15 protein-coding genes are annotated in these 18,073 nt (G+C 56.5%); 5 read left to right on the forward strand and 10 right to left on the reverse strand.

The window, feature by feature from the left end; translation table 11 throughout:
* Nucleotides 1–260: 260 nt before the first annotated feature.
* The 5 genes from R2I50_RS09100 to R2I50_RS09120 form a co-directional block, all read right to left on the reverse strand.
* Nucleotides 261–1,649, reverse strand: a complete 1,389-nt coding sequence (locus tag R2I50_RS09100) for an aminopeptidase (protein WP_316608834.1) — start codon at nt 1,647–1,649, stop codon at nt 261–263.
* 100 nt (nt 1,650–1,749) lie between these two features.
* Nucleotides 1,750–2,373 (reverse strand): lytic transglycosylase domain-containing protein, encoded by a 624-nt coding sequence (locus tag R2I50_RS09105; protein WP_316608835.1) that lies wholly within the window; start codon nt 2,371–2,373, stop codon nt 1,750–1,752.
* Complete coding sequence (locus R2I50_RS09110) at nt 2,370–3,986, reverse strand: L-threonylcarbamoyladenylate synthase (RefSeq protein WP_316608836.1); 1,617 nt, start codon at nt 3,984–3,986, stop codon at nt 2,370–2,372. Before R2I50_RS09110 ends, R2I50_RS09105 begins: the two co-directional genes overlap by 4 nt.
* 253 nt (nt 3,987–4,239) lie before the next feature.
* A complete protein-coding gene (gene prfA, locus R2I50_RS09115) occupies nt 4,240–5,313 on the reverse strand; it encodes a peptide chain release factor 1 (RefSeq protein WP_316608837.1) in 1,074 nt (357 codons plus the stop codon).
* Nucleotides 5,314–5,902: 589 nt separating this feature from the next.
* Entirely contained in the window at nt 5,903–6,085 is a 183-nt protein-coding gene (locus R2I50_RS09120; protein ID WP_316608838.1) for a DUF951 domain-containing protein, read from the reverse strand.
* Between the two features lie 282 nt (nt 6,086–6,367).
* Between R2I50_RS09120 and R2I50_RS09125 the strand changes: the two genes are divergently transcribed.
* On the forward strand, nt 6,368–8,422 hold the full coding sequence (locus R2I50_RS09125) for a hypothetical protein (protein WP_316608839.1): 2,055 nt from the start codon (nt 6,368–6,370) through the stop codon (nt 8,420–8,422).
* Between the two features lie 254 nt (nt 8,423–8,676).
* Here the strand turns inward: R2I50_RS09125 and galE are convergent, their stop codons facing one another.
* Nucleotides 8,677–9,684: a UDP-glucose 4-epimerase GalE gene (gene galE, locus R2I50_RS09130; RefSeq protein WP_316608840.1), complete on the reverse strand. Its 1,008-nt coding sequence runs from the start codon at nt 9,682–9,684 to the stop codon at nt 8,677–8,679.
* Nucleotides 9,685–9,744: 60 nt separating this feature from the next.
* Entirely contained in the window at nt 9,745–11,655 is a 1,911-nt protein-coding gene (locus tag R2I50_RS09135) for a nucleoside-diphosphate sugar epimerase/dehydratase (protein WP_316608841.1), read from the reverse strand.
* Between the two features lie 177 nt (nt 11,656–11,832).
* Between R2I50_RS09135 and spoIIID the strand changes: the two genes are divergently transcribed.
* Nucleotides 11,833–12,099, forward strand: coding sequence for a sporulation transcriptional regulator SpoIIID (gene spoIIID, locus R2I50_RS09140; protein WP_316608842.1), 267 nt, complete (start codon nt 11,833–11,835; stop codon nt 12,097–12,099).
* Between the two features lie 146 nt (nt 12,100–12,245).
* Here the strand turns inward: spoIIID and R2I50_RS09145 are convergent, their stop codons facing one another.
* The 3 genes from R2I50_RS09145 to R2I50_RS09155 all read right to left on the reverse strand — a co-directional run bounded on the left by R2I50_RS09145 (nt 12,246) and on the right by R2I50_RS09155 (nt 15,888).
* Nucleotides 12,246–13,415 (reverse strand): glycoside hydrolase family 25 protein, encoded by a 1,170-nt coding sequence (locus R2I50_RS09145; RefSeq protein WP_316608843.1) that lies wholly within the window; start codon nt 13,413–13,415, stop codon nt 12,246–12,248.
* A 478-nt stretch (nt 13,416–13,893) separates the two neighbouring features.
* The gene (locus R2I50_RS09150; protein WP_316608844.1) at nt 13,894–14,031 is read right to left on the reverse strand and encodes a rubredoxin; all 138 of its coding nucleotides are present in this window, start codon (nt 14,029–14,031) and stop codon (nt 13,894–13,896) included.
* 66 nt (nt 14,032–14,097) lie between these two features.
* On the reverse strand, nt 14,098–15,888 hold the full coding sequence (locus tag R2I50_RS09155; protein ID WP_316608845.1) for a flavin reductase: 1,791 nt from the start codon (nt 15,886–15,888) through the stop codon (nt 14,098–14,100).
* A 128-nt stretch (nt 15,889–16,016) separates the two neighbouring features.
* Between R2I50_RS09155 and R2I50_RS09160 the strand changes: the two genes are divergently transcribed.
* The 3 genes from R2I50_RS09160 (at nt 16,017) to R2I50_RS09170 (ending at nt 17,805) form a co-directional block, all read left to right on the forward strand.
* Nucleotides 16,017–16,199: a DUF6472 family protein gene (locus tag R2I50_RS09160; protein ID WP_316608846.1), complete on the forward strand. Its 183-nt coding sequence runs from the start codon at nt 16,017–16,019 to the stop codon at nt 16,197–16,199.
* A gap of 467 nt (nt 16,200–16,666) precedes the next feature.
* Nucleotides 16,667–17,230, forward strand: coding sequence for a chromate transporter (locus tag R2I50_RS09165; protein ID WP_316608847.1), 564 nt, complete (start codon nt 16,667–16,669; stop codon nt 17,228–17,230).
* Nucleotides 17,227–17,805, forward strand: coding sequence for a chromate transporter (locus tag R2I50_RS09170; protein WP_316608848.1), 579 nt, complete (start codon nt 17,227–17,229; stop codon nt 17,803–17,805). The genes R2I50_RS09165 and R2I50_RS09170 overlap by 4 nt, the downstream gene beginning before the upstream one ends.
* Nucleotides 17,806–18,073: the final 268 nt, after the last annotated feature.

Here is an 18,073-nt window from a genome sequence, read left to right on the forward strand (position 1 = left end):
TCTCCGGCGAGGAATGCTCCCGCCGTAGGGGCGACCATTGGTCGCCCGCGAATGACGGACGTTATTGATATCGAAAACGTATGATAGGATATATCACGCCCTGCGACAGCGGGCGGTCAATGACCGCCCCTACCATATAGCCATACCCCCAACGTCCCCTACAATTCTCTGCAACGTTTTTATAATTCCTAACTCCTAACTCCTCATTCCTAACTAAAACACGGGCTGCCCGTGAGAGCTGCCCGTGTATCTTCGATCATTCAGTTGAACAGGCCGTAGAACGCCTTGTGCGCCATCAGCATATCCGCCTTGCTGATGACCTCGAACGGCGCGTGCATGCACAGCACCGCGACGCCGAGATCAACCACGTCGACGTTCATGTTGGCGACGTACTTCGCGATGGTGCCGCCGCCGCCGATATCGACCTTGCCGAGCTCGCCGATCTGCCACTTGACGCCGTTCTTCTCGAGCATGAAGCGGATCTCACCCATGAACTCGGCGGAGGCGTCGGAGGTGTCGTACTTGCCGCCGTGGCCGGTGTACTTGCTGATGACGACGCCCTCGTTGATATAGGAGCAGTTCTTCTGCTCATAAGCGGAGGAGAAGGTCGGGTCGAAAGCCGCGTTGACGTCTGCGGAGAGGCACTTGCTCCTGCTCAGCACGCGGTAACCCTCGTTGCCGTCAGCCTTCGCGAGGTCATAGATGAAATAACGCAGAAAATCGCTCTGCATACCGGTGTTGCCGTCGGAGCCTGTCTCTTCCTTATCGGTCAGGTAGGTGATGCAGGTAGACTCGGGCAGCTCGGTGTCGAAGATCGCGGTGACGGACGGATAAGCGCAGCACTTGTCGTCGTGTCCGTAGCCGCCGATCATGGAGCGGTCGAAGCCCACGTCGCGGGTGGGGTACGCGGGACAGAAGTTCAGCTCCGCGGAGAGGAAGTCATCCTCCTCGATGCCGTAGCGCTCGTTGAGGATACGCATGACGTTCAAGGCGATCAGATCCTTCTCGTCGCTGTCGTCATAGGGACGCGAGCCGATCAGGATATTCAGATCCTCGCCGGTGAACGCCTTGCCCATCGTCTGGGTCACGCGCTCCTTGTCGAGATGGGGCAGCAGGTCGGTGATCAGGAAGCACTCGTCCTTCGGGTCGTCGCCGATATGGATGTCGACCGCGGTGCCGTCGAGCTTGACGACTCTGCCGTGCAGGGCGAGGGGGATCGCCGTCCACTGGTACTTCTTGATGCCGCCGTAGTAATGGGTCTTGAAGAGCGCCATGCCGTTGCTCTCATACAGCGGGTTGGGCTTTAAGTCGATGCGGGGGGAGTCGATGTGCGCGATCGCGAGGCGCACGCCGTCGGCGGTGCCGTTCTTGCCGATCACGGCGAGACCGATCGCCTTCTCACGGTTGACGATATAGACCCTGTCGCCGGGCTGATACCTGTGATCGGGGTCAAATTCGACGAAGCCCTTCTCCTGCGCCATCTTACGGACGGTCGCGACCGCCTCGCGCTCGGTGCGCGCGTGATCGAGAAAGCGCTTGTAGCCCTCGCAGTAGGCGTCGGCTTCCTTCAGCACCTCGGCGGAATAATCCGCGGCGCCCCTGCGCTCCTTCATCATCAATTTTTCTTTGAGTTCCTTTGCGTTACTCATAATAAACCTCCCTGTATTTCAATTCTATTATTATTTCTTATTTCTTATTTCTTAGTTCTTAGTTCTTAGTTCTTATTTCTTATTTCTTATTTCTTAGTTATTAGTTATAGTACAGCTTCTTATACATTTCGTACGCTTCAGCGACCTTATCGGCGTAGTTCGAGGTCTCCTCGTACGGGATCAGGCTCAGGTGCCGACCGTCGGACGAATAACGGGTATCGCCGAGCCAGCCGTCCACCGTAGTCGAGCCGGCGTTATATGCCGCGGCGGCGGTACGGACGTCGCCGTTATAATCCCGCAGCAGCATCGACAAAAAGCAGGTGCCGTAGCGAATATTGACCGCGGGGTCGGTCAGATCGGCAGTGGTATGGGTGACCGAGCCGTCGTGGCTGTTTTGCAGCCACTCGAAGGTCTCGGGCATCAGCTGCATCAGTCCCACGGCGCCCGCGTGGCTCACCACCTCGGGGCGAAAGCCGCTCTCGCTGCGGATCACGGCATAGATCAGTGCCTCATCCACACCGAACTCGGCGGCACTTTGGCTGACCTCGGCGGTATATTTCTGCGGGTAAAACCAGCTGTAGACCTTGCCCTTGAGTCCGCTCATCCCGTCGCCGGAGAAGATGAAAACCGCCGCGGCAAGAACAGCCAACACCAGGATCAGCGTGATGACAAAGCCCGCCGCGCCGTGTCCCCAGGTCTCTCGCTTTCGATAATGCCTGCTCACGGACTCACCAGCCTTTCGCAAATATTGCCGACCGCCCGATCGAGCGCGCCGACAGTGCCGTTGTTCTCGATGACCGCGTCGGACATCGCGCGGAAAAAGCTCTCGTCATACTGCACACTCATGCGGCGGGCGATCTCTTCATCGCCGATACCGTCGCGGGTACGCAGGCGCTCCATACGCAGCTTTCGGTCGGCGACCACGCTGACGATCAGATCGCAGAGGGTATCCTCGCCCGACTCGAACAGCTGGGACGCGTCAAAGACGACCCACTCCCCCGCCGCCTGCTCCGCTTCATCGAGCATGATTGCGCGGATCTTGGGATGGGTGATCGCGTTGAGCTTCGCCGTATTCTCGGGTGAGGAGAAGGCGACCTCGGCGGTTTTGCGCCGATCCAGACTGCCGTCGGGGAGCAGTACGTCGCCGAAGGCGTCGCATAACGCGCGCTTCACCGACTCATCCTCCACCGCCTTGCGGGCGGCGGCGTCGGCGCTGACGACAGGCAAGCCGCGCTCGGCCATCAGCCGCGCGACCTCGCTCTTGCCCGCGCCGGTCTGTCCGGTCAGTCCGATGACGCGCTTCTTCGGCAGGTCGATGACCTCGAACGCCGCAGCGCGGATCATACGGTTATACAGCGCCATCCCCACGCCCTCGGCGGATGGACAGTGGGCGTAGACCGTAGAAACGCCCTCGATCGTATCGACCGCGCGCAGAGCGTCGAAGAGCTCCTGCGCCTGCTGCTTCTCGTCGTTCATGCCGCCCATCGTCACGCAGGGTGCGCTGATCCTCGACGCATCCTCGTCGTAGCACATCGCCGCAACGCCCTTGTCGCGGGCGTATGCGCGGTTGACGAAGGTGATGTACTTCTCGTCCGTTCCGCGGACGAGGATGACCCGCGCTTTCGGCGCGTAATGCTTGTATTTCATGCCGGGGGACGCGGCTTTCTCATTATTCTCGAGCTTGTTGAGCACCGCGCGATCGACCTCGATATGCCCGATCACCGCCTCGATCTCCTCGCGGGTGATCAGCCCCGGGCGGAGGATACGCGGGATATCGGTCGCAACGGTGATGACCGTGCTCTCCACGCCGACGGAGCAGGCGCCGCCGTCGATCACGGCTTCGATCCTGCCGTCCATATCGTCGCGGACATGCCCGGCGGTCGTGGGGCTGGGCTTGCCGGAGGTATTCGCGGAGGGCGCCGCGAGCGCCAGACCGCTGAGTGCCATCAACCGATGGGCGTCGGGATGGGAGGGGATACGGATCGCAACGGTATCGAGACCCGCGCTGACCTCGTCGGGGATGACCGCGCCCTTCTTCATGATGATGGTCAGCGGTCCCGGCCAGAAGGCTTCGGCAAGGCTCCTCGCCTTTTCGGGGATCTCGGCGACCAGATGAAGGCGGTCAATATCGGAAAACTCCGACACATGGACGATCAGCGGGTTATCCATCGGTCTGCCCTTGGCTTCGAAAATACGGCGAACCGCATCACCGTCAAGCGCGTTTGCGGCGAGCCCGTAGACCGTCTCGGTCGGCATAGCGACCAGACCGCCGTCCCGAAGGATGTCAGCCGCCTTCAAAATATCTTCGGTTGTATTGGATAGATAAAGTGTTTTCATAATTGTTTGGTTAATGGTTAATGGTGAATGGTGAATGGTGTTGGGAAAGCCTGACGGCTTTTTCGGAGAATGGAGAACAGAGAACGGAGAACGGTGGTGGGAAAGCCTGACGGCTTTTGGATTGGTATAACGACTGCTTTTCAAATGTATGTGACTCTTTATCGGGTCGCAGGCATTACGGTTAAATCCCGTTTTACAAATCAGGTGCGGACAGCGTCCGCCCTTCACCGTTCTCCGTTCTCCGTTCTCCGTTTCAGTTCATGCTTTCCTTCAGCTGTTCCGCTCGCTGGGCGGTGACGAGGGCGTCGATGACCTCGTCGAGGCTGCCGTTCATGATGTCGTCGAGATGGTACAGGGTCAGTCCGATACGGTGGTCGGTGACGCGGCTCTGGGGGAAGTTGTAGGTACGGATCTTCTCGCTGCGGTCGCCCGAGCCTACCTGTGAACGGCGGTCGGAGGCGATCGCCTCGTTCTGCTTATCCTGCTCCATCTTGAGGAGGCGGGACTTGAGCACCTTCATCGCCTTATCCTTGTTCTTATACTGGCTGCGCTCGTCCTGACACTCCACCACCAAGCCGGTCGGCTTATGGGTGATGCGGATCGCGGAAGAGGTTTTATTGATATGCTGACCGCCCGCGCCGGAGGAACGGAAGGTATCGATCTCTAAATCGTTCGGGTTGATATCGATCTCCACGTCGTCCGCTTCGGGGAGGACGGCGACCGTCGCCGCCGAGGTATGGATACGACCGGACGACTCGGTCTTGGGCACGCGCTGGACGCGGTGGGTGCCCGACTCGAACTTGAAGCGGCTGTAGGCGCCCGCGCCGCTGACGATGAAGGAGACCTCCTTGTAGCCGCCGAGTCCCGTTTCATTCAGGCTGACGACCTCGAGCTTGTAGCCCCTGCGCTCGGCGTACATGCTGTACATGCGGAACAGGTCGTAGGCGAAAAGGGAGCTTTCCTCTCCCCCGGTACCGGCGCGGATCTCGACGATGACGTTGCGCTCGTCGTTGGGATCCTTGGGTAGAAGCAGGATCTTCAGCTCCTCCTCGAGAGCGGGGAGCGACCGCTTCGCTTCGTCAAGCTCCAGCGACGCAAGCTGACGAAGCTCCGCGTCGGCGGAGCTGTCCTCGAGGATCGTCAGGCTGTCGGCGATCGTCTCCTGTGCGCGCTTGTACTCGCGGTACTTGAGCACCACCGGCTCGATTGCGGAATGCTCGCGCATGACCTTCTGATAGGCTTCGGGGTCGGACACGACGTCCGGCTCATACATCCGCCGCTCGAGCTCGTTATATCGTTTGTCAAATATCTCTAATCTGCTGAACATACTCTTCCTCTTTTACGGCAAAGCTGATTCAAGGTGTGAAGGGAGTGATGAAGGTTGTTGTATAGAACTGTAGGGGCTGAATTCATTCAGCCCGTCGCGAAGCGCGAATAACGGACGTTATCTATATCGAAAAAGATCGGATAGGAAATGCAGCGCCCTGCCACAGCGGGCGGTCAATGACCGCCCCTACGGGACGCGGGTCGTCGAGGGGTCTCCCCGTTGGGGAGGTGGCGCGAAGCGACAGAGGGGTGCCGTCTCCGGCTGAGGAACCGACCCCTACAGGATTATCGGAAACGTTGCATAGAGTCGTAGGGGCGACCATCGGTCGCCCGAGAATGACGGGCGTAATTGATATCGAAAAAGATCGGATAGGAAATGCAGCGCCCTGCCATAGCGGGCGGTCAATGACCGCCCCTACGGGACGCGGGTCGTCGGGGGGTCTCCCCGTTGGGGAGGTGGCGCGAAGCGACAGAGGGGTGCCGTCTCCGGCTGAGGAACCGACCCCTACAACTCTATGCGACGTTTATATCAATTCAAAACGCGCAGCGTTTCCCGCAATTCCTCATTCCTCATTCCTCATTCCTAATTTCTAACTCTCCCGTATGACCTCTTTGATATTATGCTCGACCTTCTTGCGGGGGACCATGACCTCCCGTCCGCACTGCATGCACCTGATCTTGAAGTCCATGCCGACGCGAAGCACTGAAAAGCGGCGGTTGCCGCAGGGATGGGGCTTCTTCATCATCAGCTCGTCGTTCACGCGGATATCCAAGTCATTCTCCCCCTTTTACAATCACATAATCACAGTGATTATAACATATATAGGTAAAAAATGCAAATGATATTCATACAGCGCTCCTATATCTTGTGAAATCCTCTTTCGGTATTGACTAGATGTAGATTTCGGGCTATAATATAGGGTGATTTATTATAGGGTATTCCGATTATTGGTTGAGATTGCCGCGTCGGGACATTGTTCCTACCCGCAATCACAACTGCAATACTTCGGATGAGATTGCTACGGGCTAAACTTTTATAACAGGTAAGGTTCATTATGGAAGATAAACATTTGGAATTAAAGCACCGTCTCGCGTTCGGCGCGACGATCGCGGCGTTCTTCTGCAGTACGCTGCTGGTGTTCGGTCCGCTGTCGCTGTATGTCGGCGGTAACGATGAGATGTGGTTCAGCTTCCGCTCGCTGCTGTTCCCCGTCACGCTGGTGGCGCTGGGCGGCTTCATCCTGCTCGCGGCGACGCTCTCGCTGCCCAAGGGGATCATCCACAAGCTGCTGTGCTGCTTATGCTTCGGCGTAGGACTGGGGCTGTACATCCAGTGCGGCTACTTCAACATCAGCTACGGCTCGGGCGTGCTGGACGGCTCCCAGATCGCGTGGAAGGACTACACCACCTACGGCGCGATCGACAGCGCGATGTGGGCGGCGTGTCTGGCGCTGCCGTTCGCGGTATATATGGTGTTCAAGCGCTCGTGGCGGCATATCCTGATGATCGCCGCGGCGTTCATCATCCTGCTGCAGGCGGGCGGGCTCGCCGTATCGCTCTACCAGAACCAGAACACCCTCGATAAGCTCAGCCACGAGGTCACGGTCGAGGGGATGTACGAGCTCAGTGAGAAGGACAACACGCTGGTGTTCATCATGGGCAACATGGACGCGGATTACTATGCCTCCTATAAAAAGGAACACCCCGAGATAGAGGAAAAGCTCACGGGCTTCACCGAATATGAAAACGCCCTCGCCGCGGGCAGCGACACGCTGGTCTCTCTGCCGTATATGCTGACGGGCTCGGTGTACAAGAAGGACATCCGCTACACGGAATTCATCGACAACGTATGGAGCAGAGAGAACGTCTTTGATACCCTCGACAAGAGCGGCGCCGACGTGCGTATCTATGCCGACGACAAGTACTTCGGCAACGGCGCGGTACGCAAGATCGAGAACATCACCGACCGCGCTCAGGACGCAGAGGCGTACAAGGTCATCGGCAGCACGATGTACCGCTACACCATGTACAACGCCATGCCCCACTACTTAAAGCGGCTGTTCTGGATGAGCCTGAGCGACTACTCATCCTTCAAGAGCAACAACATCTTCACCCCCGGCAACGATGACCGCTTCTACGAGAACTACGGGGAGGGCTTCAGCTACACCGACCGCTACGACATGGCGGTGCGCATATACACGCTCAAGGGCGCTCAACGCCCCTACCGACTGACCTCGGACGCGAAGAAGGACCCCGACGGCACCTCGCGCAGGGAGCAGATCGAGGGCGACTTCACGATCATCAACGCGATGATCGACGACCTTAAGGCACACGGAAAGTACAACGACGCGCGGATCGTCATCGCCGCCGACTGCGGCGAGCTCGAGTACGGTCAGAAGCCGATGCTGCTGGTCAAGGAGAAGGACGCCGACGAGGGCTACACCGTCAGCTCCGCTCCCGCCTCTCTCGCCGACCTGCCCGCGTTCCTGACGTCCACTGTTTCCAAGAGCTACAAAGGCGTAGCCACCGGCATCACCTTCAAGGACGCCGAGAAAGTACGCTGGAACCGCCGCCGTCCCTTCTACCGCAATACCGGCGCGAACGCCGAATCCCGCATTGAGGAATACCGCTGCGACTTCAACAAGACCGACGCCGGGGACCTCGAGCTCGTCAACGAGTACTACATCAACGGCGGCAAGATCGACAACTACAAGCTCGGCACGGAGCTGACCTTCACCGAGGACGAGACCGCGACCATGTACTGCAGGGAGGGCTTCGGCCACACCAACGGCTGGCGCACCATCGTCAGCGGTCCGCGGGCGATCATGGAGATCCCGATCGACCATATCCCCGAGAAGCTCGAGGACGTACACGCGTTCTTCAACGTGCTGAATATCTATGAGGAGACCCGCTGTGTGATCACCGCAAACGGTGAGGCTGTCTTTGACGGAAAGCTCGGCTCCGATATCCGCATGAACGGACTCAACTTCCTCATCCCCGCCGAACTCATCCGCCCTGATAAAAAGGTAACGCTGGTGTTCAACTTCCCGGAGCTTGCGGAAGAAAGCGAGATCATGGCGCTGACGTCGTTCAAGATCTACAGCCAGTAAGACGGAGAACGGAGAACGGAGAACGGTGAAGGGCGGACGCTGTCCGCACCTGATTTATAATACGTTTGATAAAAAAATAACGTCTGCGACCCGATACAGAGTCGCAGACGTTTTAATATAGTAGATGTTATATTAATCTAAAAGCCGTCAGGCTTTCCGTAACTTCTTATTTCTTATTTCTTAGTTCTTAGTTCAACAAAGCCGTCAGGCTTTCCCATAACCGTTCTCTGTTCTCCGTTCTCCATTCACCGGCATCAGTATCCCTTCGGGTTGTTCTTCTGCCAGTTCCAGGAGTCGCGGCACATGTCGTCGATACCGTACTTCGCCTCCCAGTGGAGTCCTTCCTTCGCCTTGGCGGGGTCGGCGTAACACTCGGCGACGTCGCCCGCTCGGCGGGGCTTGATGTCGTAGGGAATCTCGATATCATTCACGCGCATGAAGGAATTGACGATATCCAGCACGCTGTAGCCGATACCGGTGCCGAGGTTGAAGATCTCGGTGCCCTTATGCTCGGCGGCGTACTCGATCGCCTTCAGGTGACCCTGCGCCAGATCGACGACGTGGATGTAATCGCGCACGCCGGTGCCGTCGGGGGTGGGATAATCGTTGCCGAACACGCCGAGGCGCTCGAGCTTACCGACCGCGACCTGGGTGATGTAGGGCATGAGGTTATTGGGGATGCCGTTGGGGTTCTCACCGATCAAGCCGCTCTTGTGCGCGCCGATCGGGTTGAAGTAGCGCAGCAGCACGACGCTCAGCTCGGGATCGGCAGTCGCCGCGTCGGTGAGGATCTGCTCGTTCATATACTTCGTCCAGCCGTAGGGGTTGGTGCAGGAGGTGGGCATGCCCTCGCGCAGCGGAACCTCCTTAGGGATACCGTAGACGGTCGCGGAGGAGCTGAACACGATATTGTGCACGCCGTACTCCTTCATGACCTCGAGCAGGGTAAGGGTGGTGTCGATGTTGTTGCGGTAGTAGCGCACGGGGATGGCGCAGCTCTCGCCGACCGCCTTCAAGCCCGCGAAATGGACTACCGCGTCAAAATCCTCTGCGGCGAACATCTCAGCGACCGCCTTGTTGTCCGCTACGTCCAGCTCATAGAGCTTGGGTCGTTTGCCTGTGATGGTCTCGATACGGTCGATCACCTTGGGCGAGCTGTTGTCAAAGTTGTCGGCGATGACGACGTCGTAGCCGGCTTCGAGCATCTCGACCGCGGTATGGCTGCCGATATAGCCGGCGCCGCCTGTCAGTAATACTTTCATGTTGATCCTCCTAAAAGATTGTACGGTGCGTTTCGTTTCAAAAGCGGAAAATCCGCGCTGTTACTGATTTGTCACGTGATGGAAGGTATCGACCATCTCCGAGAGCATCTCGACAGTCCTGTCGTTATCGTTGCTGTCGGCGATAATGCGCAGCTCGCGGAGCTGGTTGGTCAGCACGTTGGGATCGATATCGATCTGGTTGCCGATGAAGATCTTCTTGTTATCGGTCTTTTGAAGCCCCTCTTCATCCATCAAAAGCTCTTCAAAGAGCTTCTCGCCGGGTCGCAGTCCGGTAAATTTGATCTCGACGTCACGGTAAGGCACCTTTCCGTACATGCGGATCAGGTTCTCGGCGAGGGTGGTGATCTTCACCGGATCGCCCATATCGAGGACGAAGATCTCGCCGCCCTTGGCGATCGCGCCCGCCTCCAGCACCAGCGATACCGCCTCGGGGATGGTCATGAAGTAGCGGATGATGTCGGGGTGGGTGACGGTCACGGGCTTGCCGGATTCGATCTGACGGCGGAACAGCGGGATGACGGAGCCGTTGGAGCCCAGAACGTTGCCGAAGCGGGTGGTAACGAACTCGGTTTTTGAGCCCTTCTGCGACATATACTGCACGATCATCTCACAGCAGCGCTTGGTCGCGCCCATAACGTTGGTGGGGTTGACCGCCTTGTCGGTGGAGATCATAACGAACTTGCAGACCTTATACTTCTCGGCAAGAGTAACCATGTTCCATGTGCCGAAGATGTTATTCTTGACCGCCTCGGCGGGAGAGGTCTCCATCAGCGGGACGTGCTTATGCGCCGCCGCGTGGAACACGACCTGAGGCTTATACTGATCAAAGATCATCTCCATCTTGTTGTAATCACGGACAGAGGCGATCAGGGTGACAAGGTTGAGACGGTTCTCATACTCGAGATACAGCTCCTGCTGGATATCGTAGGCGTTATTCTCATAGATATCGACGATGATGATCTGCTGAGGGTTATACTTCGCGATCTGGCGCACCAGCTCGGAACCGATGGAGCCGCCGCCGCCCGTTACCATACAAATCTTACCCTCGATGAAGGCGCGGATCTTGGTCTTGTCAAAGGTGATGGGCGGTCTGCCGAGAAGATCCTCGATCTTGATATCCTTGACCTGGGAGAGGATCTGCTGATGGTCGTCGTCAAGGAACAGCTGGCTCAGGTACGGCACCGTCTTGATTCGGCAGCCGGACTCGGCGCAGTAGCCCATGATGCGCTTGCGTTCCTCCTCGGTACAGGACGGGATCGCAAAGATGACCAGCGAGATCTTATATTCCTCACAGAGCTTCGGGATATTAGCGGTCGTGCCGAGGACCTCCACGCCCTGTATCTTCGTATGATACTTCGCCATATCGTCGTCGACCATAAGGACGGGAAGGATGGAATTGGAAGGGTTGTTGGGATCGCTCTGAGCGTATTGGATCTCCTGGATGATCATGCGCGCCGCGTTGCCCGCGCCGACGATCATCGTGCGCTCGCGGGTGTCGTGCTGATTATCATCTGCATTTCTGAGCGTGATGAACGTGCGGTAGAAGAGCAGGCGGAAAATCACGATGACAGCCGTTGCGATCACCGTGTTGGCGACCATATACTGGATGGTAACGGGGCGATCCATAAAGTGGGCAAAGGTATAGCTCAGCCCCAAGCCCATGATAACGGCAACGCCGCAGAAAATATAATCCTTCGCCTTCAGATCACGCCAAGCCTTGTTATACCCGCCGAACAAAAAAAGCATAAAGAAGCAGAACAGCACTTCGAGACCCATGATTCCCAGAATACGTACCGGCTGGACTGCCACGCCTATCGTATTGTCGTGCCTGATAATCCCGTACCAGGATACGACCGCGTTGCTGACCAGAGCGCTCAGCGCGATCAGTACCGCGTCGGCGATCATCAAAAAGACCTTACGATAATTAAAACGTCTGTTTATTTCTCTCATTCTCTAACATTCCCTTATGTGAATCACACAATTATACAGGTTAATTATACCTTTTCAACGGTGTAATGTCAATCGTTTTTCGACTTCTGCCGGGGATTCTCTTTCTGCGGAACAAGTTGTACATAATAACTCACCGTTTTTCATATACATTTACCAAAATCCTATCGGAGGCTGTATATGAAAAGCAACTTAGAGGAACGCGCCGTCAGGCTGGGCGAGCATATCATCGAGCATAAAAGCACCGTCAGGGAGACAGCGGCGGTATTCGGCATCAGCAAATCAACCGTACATAAAGATCTGACCGCCGTCCTCCCTCATTTGAACAGAGGGCTGTACAAAGAGGTACGCGCTGTGCTGGATCTCAACAAGGAGGAACGCCACCTGCGCGGAGGTCAGGCAACTAAGCATAAGTATGAGAGCATGAGGAAAAGAAGAGAGAGATAGGAGTTTGGAATGAGAGGCAGGGAATCATACTAATCCTTAATAAAAACCTTTATCATCTCCCGACACAAAGCGGCGCCCGCTGATGCGAACGCCGCTTTATCAATGCTTTCGGTTTATTATTACGCACGAATCAATCGCTGCCTGCTTTATTTGCCGCGCAGAGAGTCGCCCATCACGCCGTTACACTCGGGCGGGAGGTTCTCGCCCTCATACGCTTCATCCGGCTCATATCCGACGGCGGTCTTGACCAGGCTCGAAGGCAGAAGCGCCGTATGGTTATTGTAACCGTAGGCCTTCACGATCATGGGATAGTTCCGGTAGGAAAAGTCCTTATCAAACGAGCCGCTGAGTCCCTCGATGGTCGTAGGCTCGAGGAAGTTCTGCTCGCCGCCGTACTGCCACATACCCAGCGGACGGCGGGTATAATCGTAGGTGGAGCTCCACTGGGCGAGCCAGACGTCATACTCGTCGATGTCAGGATGATTGAAAGCGCCCGTCAGCCAGCTGCAGCCGGTGTAGAGGATCGGATAGTAGCCCGCCGCCTCTATCCCCGAGAGGTAAGTGTAGGCGATCTTGCGGACATCCTCATCGGAGGGCATGCCGTTGCGCTGCTTGTAGGAATCATCCTCCCAATCAAAGGCGATCGGCATAGTGGGACGCTTGCCCTTGAGCAAGCGAAGGGTATGAGCGACCTCGCTCTTCGCTTCGCGTTCGGTCAGGGCGTAGGAGTAGATATATGCGCCCCAGTCGAGACCCGCCGCCTCCGCCTTGCGAACGTTTGCTTCGAAGAGGCTGTCATCCTGACTGGTCTCATCGTCGCCGTAGCCCAGACGAATGATGACAAAGGTATAGCCCGCCTCCTTGAGCTTATTCATATCGACGTCGCCGTTGAACTCGGAGATGTCCACGCCCTTCGCGCGGTCAAAGTTCTCGATTGCGTCGAGGATCTCGCGATATGCGCCCGCGATATCGTCCTCACCCTTCTTCTGCTTCGCCTGTTCAAGCGTCATATTCACGTAATAGGTTCCGTTAAAATGCGCCAGACAACGCTGGAGCACAGTGACGTCATCAACGTCGGTATCACCGCTGAGATCTACATCGCCGAGGGTCACGGCGCTGTCGCTGAGGGTAAACATCTCAGCAAAATGTCCCTGTAAAAAGCTGACGTCGTCGATGGTCACCGCACCGTCGCCGTCTACGTCGCCTACGACGCCCGCCGCGGGAGCGCTGAGATCGGCGGCATATGCCGTAAGCGAGAGAGTCAGCAGCAGCGACAGGATCAGTAAAAGCGCGGTCAAACGGGGTAAATACTTCATAAGCACCTCCGTGAAGTTCATATCCGATACAGTCACACTCGATATTGCTGAAATAGAATATAACACAAAGCAATAAATAAATCAACAACAATGCTGTAATCAGCGGACGCCGTTATATAGTATGAAGCCCCGTCCTTTCGGACAGGGCTCCAGATTGTAGAAAAACCTAAAAAGCCTTCCTTTGGGAAAGGAAGGTGCCTCCGCAAGGAGGCGGATGAATTGTATTGATTGTTTGAGCGAAGCGAGTCAGTTTCTCCCTTCGGTCGATCAATTCATGCAATTCCTCAGTCCCCTTTCGGGGACAGCTCTCCGGTGTATGGATTCTGTAATCCAAATCACAGATTTGGATTACAGAATCTCACCTTTACCAAAGGGAGCCTTGGAAATCGACTACTCATATATTTTATGATACTATTTCGACAAGCTGAAGCCCCGTCCTTTCGGACAGGGCTCGTCGCGCTTTACCGGATCGCTGCGATTATTCCTCGCTGAAATCATCCTTGCCTACGCCGCAGAGGGGGCATACATAATCGTCGGGAAGATCCTCGAACGCTACGCCGCCGTTCTCCTCGGGGTCATAGACATAACCGCATACGTCGCATACATACTTTTTCATATTGTTTTCTCCTTTATCGTTTGTTATGAAACGGGCAAAATCGAACCATCGCCCGCTGTTCACTGCTTACTCGATCGGCTCGAAGTCGGCTGCGCCGTGCTTGCACAGCGGACAGATAAAGTCGTCGGGCAGCTCCTCGCCCTCGTAGACATAGCCGCAGACCTTGCAGACCCAGCCCTTCTTGCCGTCGGTCTCGGGCTTGGGCTTGACGTTGTTCTGGTAGTAGGTATAGGTCATGGTCTCGACGTCGGTGATAACGCGCGCCTCGGTGACGGAGCAGATAAACATCGAATGGGTGTCGAGATCGACGGTCTGCTCGACCTTCAGGGACATGAAGGAATTGATATAGTGACCGAGGAAGGCGACGCCGTTATCGGAGCGCAGAATACCCTCGCCGATGATCTTCTCGGCGTCTCTGCCGCTTTGGAAGCCGAAATGCTCGAACACGCTGAACGGCGCGTCGGTGGACAGGCAGTTGACGTTCATCACGCCGGTCGCGGCGACCATATCGTGGGTCAGGTTCTTCTTGTTGATACAGACGGCGATACGGTTCGGGGTGTTGGTGACCTGAGAGACGGTGTTGACGATACAGCCGTTATCCTTGTCGCCGTCGCGGGCGGTCACGACATACAGACCGTAGCCGATGTTGAACAGCGCGGTCAGGTCGTTCTTGTCCGCCTTCTCGTTATCCATCGCGACATAGTCCATGGTCAGCTCCTCGCACAGAGCGTCGATCTCGGCGATATTCTCGTCATTCATCGCGGAGAGGATATGGACGTTGTTATCGGTATAGTTGATGTTCTTGCAGCCCTCGAGCATCTTGCGCATGGTCTTCTCGGCAAGAGGCGCCCACGAGCCGTTCTCGATGAAGGCGACGGTCTTGTTCTGGAAATTGCGCTCGGTGAGGTGATTGATGAACTCGCGCATGAAGGGGAAGATCTCAGCGTTATAGGTGGTGGTGGCGAGGACGATCTTGCCGTAGCGGAACGCGTCCTCCACACACTCCGCCATATCCTCCCTCGCGAGGTCATTAACGGCGACCTTCGGGCAACCGGCGGCGCGGAGCTTCTCGGCGAGCAGCTCGACAGCCTTCTTGGTGTGGCCGTAAACGGAGGTGTAGGCGATCATGATGCCGTCGGTCTCAACGCCGTAGGACGACCAGGTGTTGTACAGGTCGAGGTAGTAGCCAAGGTTCTCGGAGAGGACGGGACCGTGGAGCGGGCAGATGATCTGAATATCCAGCCCCGCTGCCTTTTTGAGGACGTTCTGCACCTGCTTGCCGTATTTGCCGACGATACCGATGTAGTAGCGGCGCGCCTCACACGCCCAATCCTCCTCGACGTCCAGTGCGCCGAACTTGCCGAAGCCGTCGGCGGAGAACAGGACCTTGTCGGTGCTGTCGTAGGTCATCAGGACCTCGGGCCAGTGGACCATCGGAGCGCCGACGAAGTTCAGCACATGACGGCCGAGCTCGAGGGTATCGCCCTCCTTGACGACGATGCGGCGGTCGGCGTAATCGGTACCGAAGAAGTTGACCATCATGTTGAACGCCTTCTGAGAGGACACGACGGTCGCGTCGGGGAACTCACGCAGAAAGTTGTCGATGTTGGCGCTGTGGTCGGGCTCCATGTGCTGGACGACTAAATAATCCGGCTTGCGGTCGCCGAGAACGTTCTTCAGATTATCGAGCCACTGCCTGCCGAAATGCTGATCGACCGTATCCATGATCGCGATCTTATCATCGACGATCGCGTACGAATTGTACGCCATGCCGTTGGGCACGACATACTGACCCTCGAACAGGTCGATATCGTGATCGTTCACGCCGATGTACTTGATATCATTGGTAATAAACATAGGTATCATCTCCTAAAATGTATTCAAGGTAAGTATAACGGAAATTCGGTCAAATTGCAACAACAACTTGAAATATTTTTGCGGTTTTGTTATACTAAATACACGAATTTTTGAAAGGAAGAATTGTGATGGCAGGGAAATCGAGCTGCGAATTCTGCGCATACTATAATTACAACGAATATTACGACGACTATGAGTGTTCGGTCAACCTCGACGAGGACGATCTCGCCCGCTTCATGCAGAGCGGAGAGTCGAACTGCGCGTACTTCCGCTTTTCCGACGACTACAAGATCGTCGAGAAGCAGAACTGAGGCACCGATCCCTACAACTCTATCCGACGTTTGATCGTGCCGTAGGGGCGACCATCGGTCGCCCGCGAATGACGAACGTTAGATCGAGTCGTAGGGCGGGGGCTTGCTCCCGCCGGAACCTATCCGCTAATTGTCGTTTTCACGCGAAGCATGACAAGCCTTTGATTTGCTCCGCGTTTCACATTGATGTCACCACAGCGCCTCGGCGGGAGCAAGCCCCCGCCCTACAATATAGCCATACTCCTGACGTCTCGCAAACATCTAACGCTTGATCGTGCCGTAGGGGCGACCATCGGTCGCCCGCGAATGACGGACGTTATTGATATCGAAAACGTCGGATAGGATATGCCACGCTCTGCGACAGCGGGCGGTCAATGACCGCCCCTACGATGTCGCTGCGCGAACCGACGTTTATATAACTTCTCACTCCTCACTCTTAATCAATCCTCATTCTATAAGGTGCTTTTATGAAACAAAAACTCAAGCAATGCTTACAATTATTTCTGACATTCATGAAGATCGGCGTGGTCACCTTCGGCGGGGGCTACGCGATGATCCCGATCATTGAGAACGAGATCACCGACAAAAAGGGCTGGCTCGACGCGGATGACCTGCTCGAGGTCGTCGCGATCTCCGAGACCACCCCGGGACCCATCGCCATCTGCGCCGCGACCTTCATCGGCTACCGTATCGCGGGCGTGCTCGGCGCGTTCGCCGCTACGGTCGGCGTGGTACTGCCGAGCTTCGTCATCATCTACCTGATCTCGCTGTTCCTGAGAACCTTCGAGTCGCTCAGGTTCGTCAAATACGCCTTCTTCGGCATTCGCGCGGGCGTGCTGGCGCTGCTGATCAAGGCGGTCGTCTCCATGTTCAAAAAATCTCCGAAAAACATTATCGCCTACCTGATTATGGCGGCGTCGTTCGCGGCGGTGGCGTTCTTCTCGGCAAATGTGATCATCGTGATCGTCAGTGCGGCTGTCATCGGGCTGGCGGCGACGCTGATCGCGAGAAAGGCGGGTAAAGAGCTGTGAATATCTTCCTTCTGCTGTTTCTCGAATTTTTCAAGATGGGCGCGCTGACCTTCGGCGGCGGCTACGCGATGATCCCCTTCATCGAGGAGACCGTGCTCAGGCACGGCTGGATGACGACCCGCGAGCTGGTCGACTTCATCGCCGTTTCCGAGAGTACTCCCGGCGCCTTCGCGGTGAACATCTCCACCTATATCGGCTCGGAGGTCGGCGGGCTGTTCGGCGCATTCATCGCGACGCTCGGACTCGTCCTCCCGCCGTTCATCATCATCCTGCTGATCGCCAAGGTCTATGACCGGTTCAAGAAGAACATCCTCGTGCAGGGCGCGATGCTCGGACTCAAGAGCACCGTCGTCGGACTGATCGGCGCGACCGTACTGAGCGTGGGGATCGAAGTATTTTTCTCTGAGGGAATTAACATCAGCGTTTTACAGACCGCAAATTTCTACGTTTCGCTCGGGATCTTCGCCGTGGCGCTGTTTCTCCTGTTGTACAAAAAGCTCAATCCGATCGCCGTCATCGGCATCTCCGCCGCCGCGGGAGTCATCTTCGGCTATACGGGGGTTATTACAGTTTAAAGCTCTAAGTCGTAGGGGCGGTCATTGACCGCCCGCTGTCGCGGGGCGTGGCATATCCTATCCGACGTTTTCGTTATCAATAACGTCCGTCATTCGCAGGCGACCGATGGTCGCCCCTACGGCACGATCAAGCGTTAGATGTTTGCGAGATGTCAGGAGTATGGCTATATTGTAGGGCGGGGGCTTGCTCCCGCCGAGACGCTGTGGTGACATCAATGTGAAACGCGGAGCAAATCAAAGGCTTGTCATGCTTCGCGTGAAAACGACA

This window comes from uncultured Ruminococcus sp. (genome assembly GCA_902785355.1).
In the GTDB taxonomy this organism is placed as follows: Bacteria; Bacillota; Clostridia; order Oscillospirales; family Acutalibacteraceae; genus Ruminococcoides.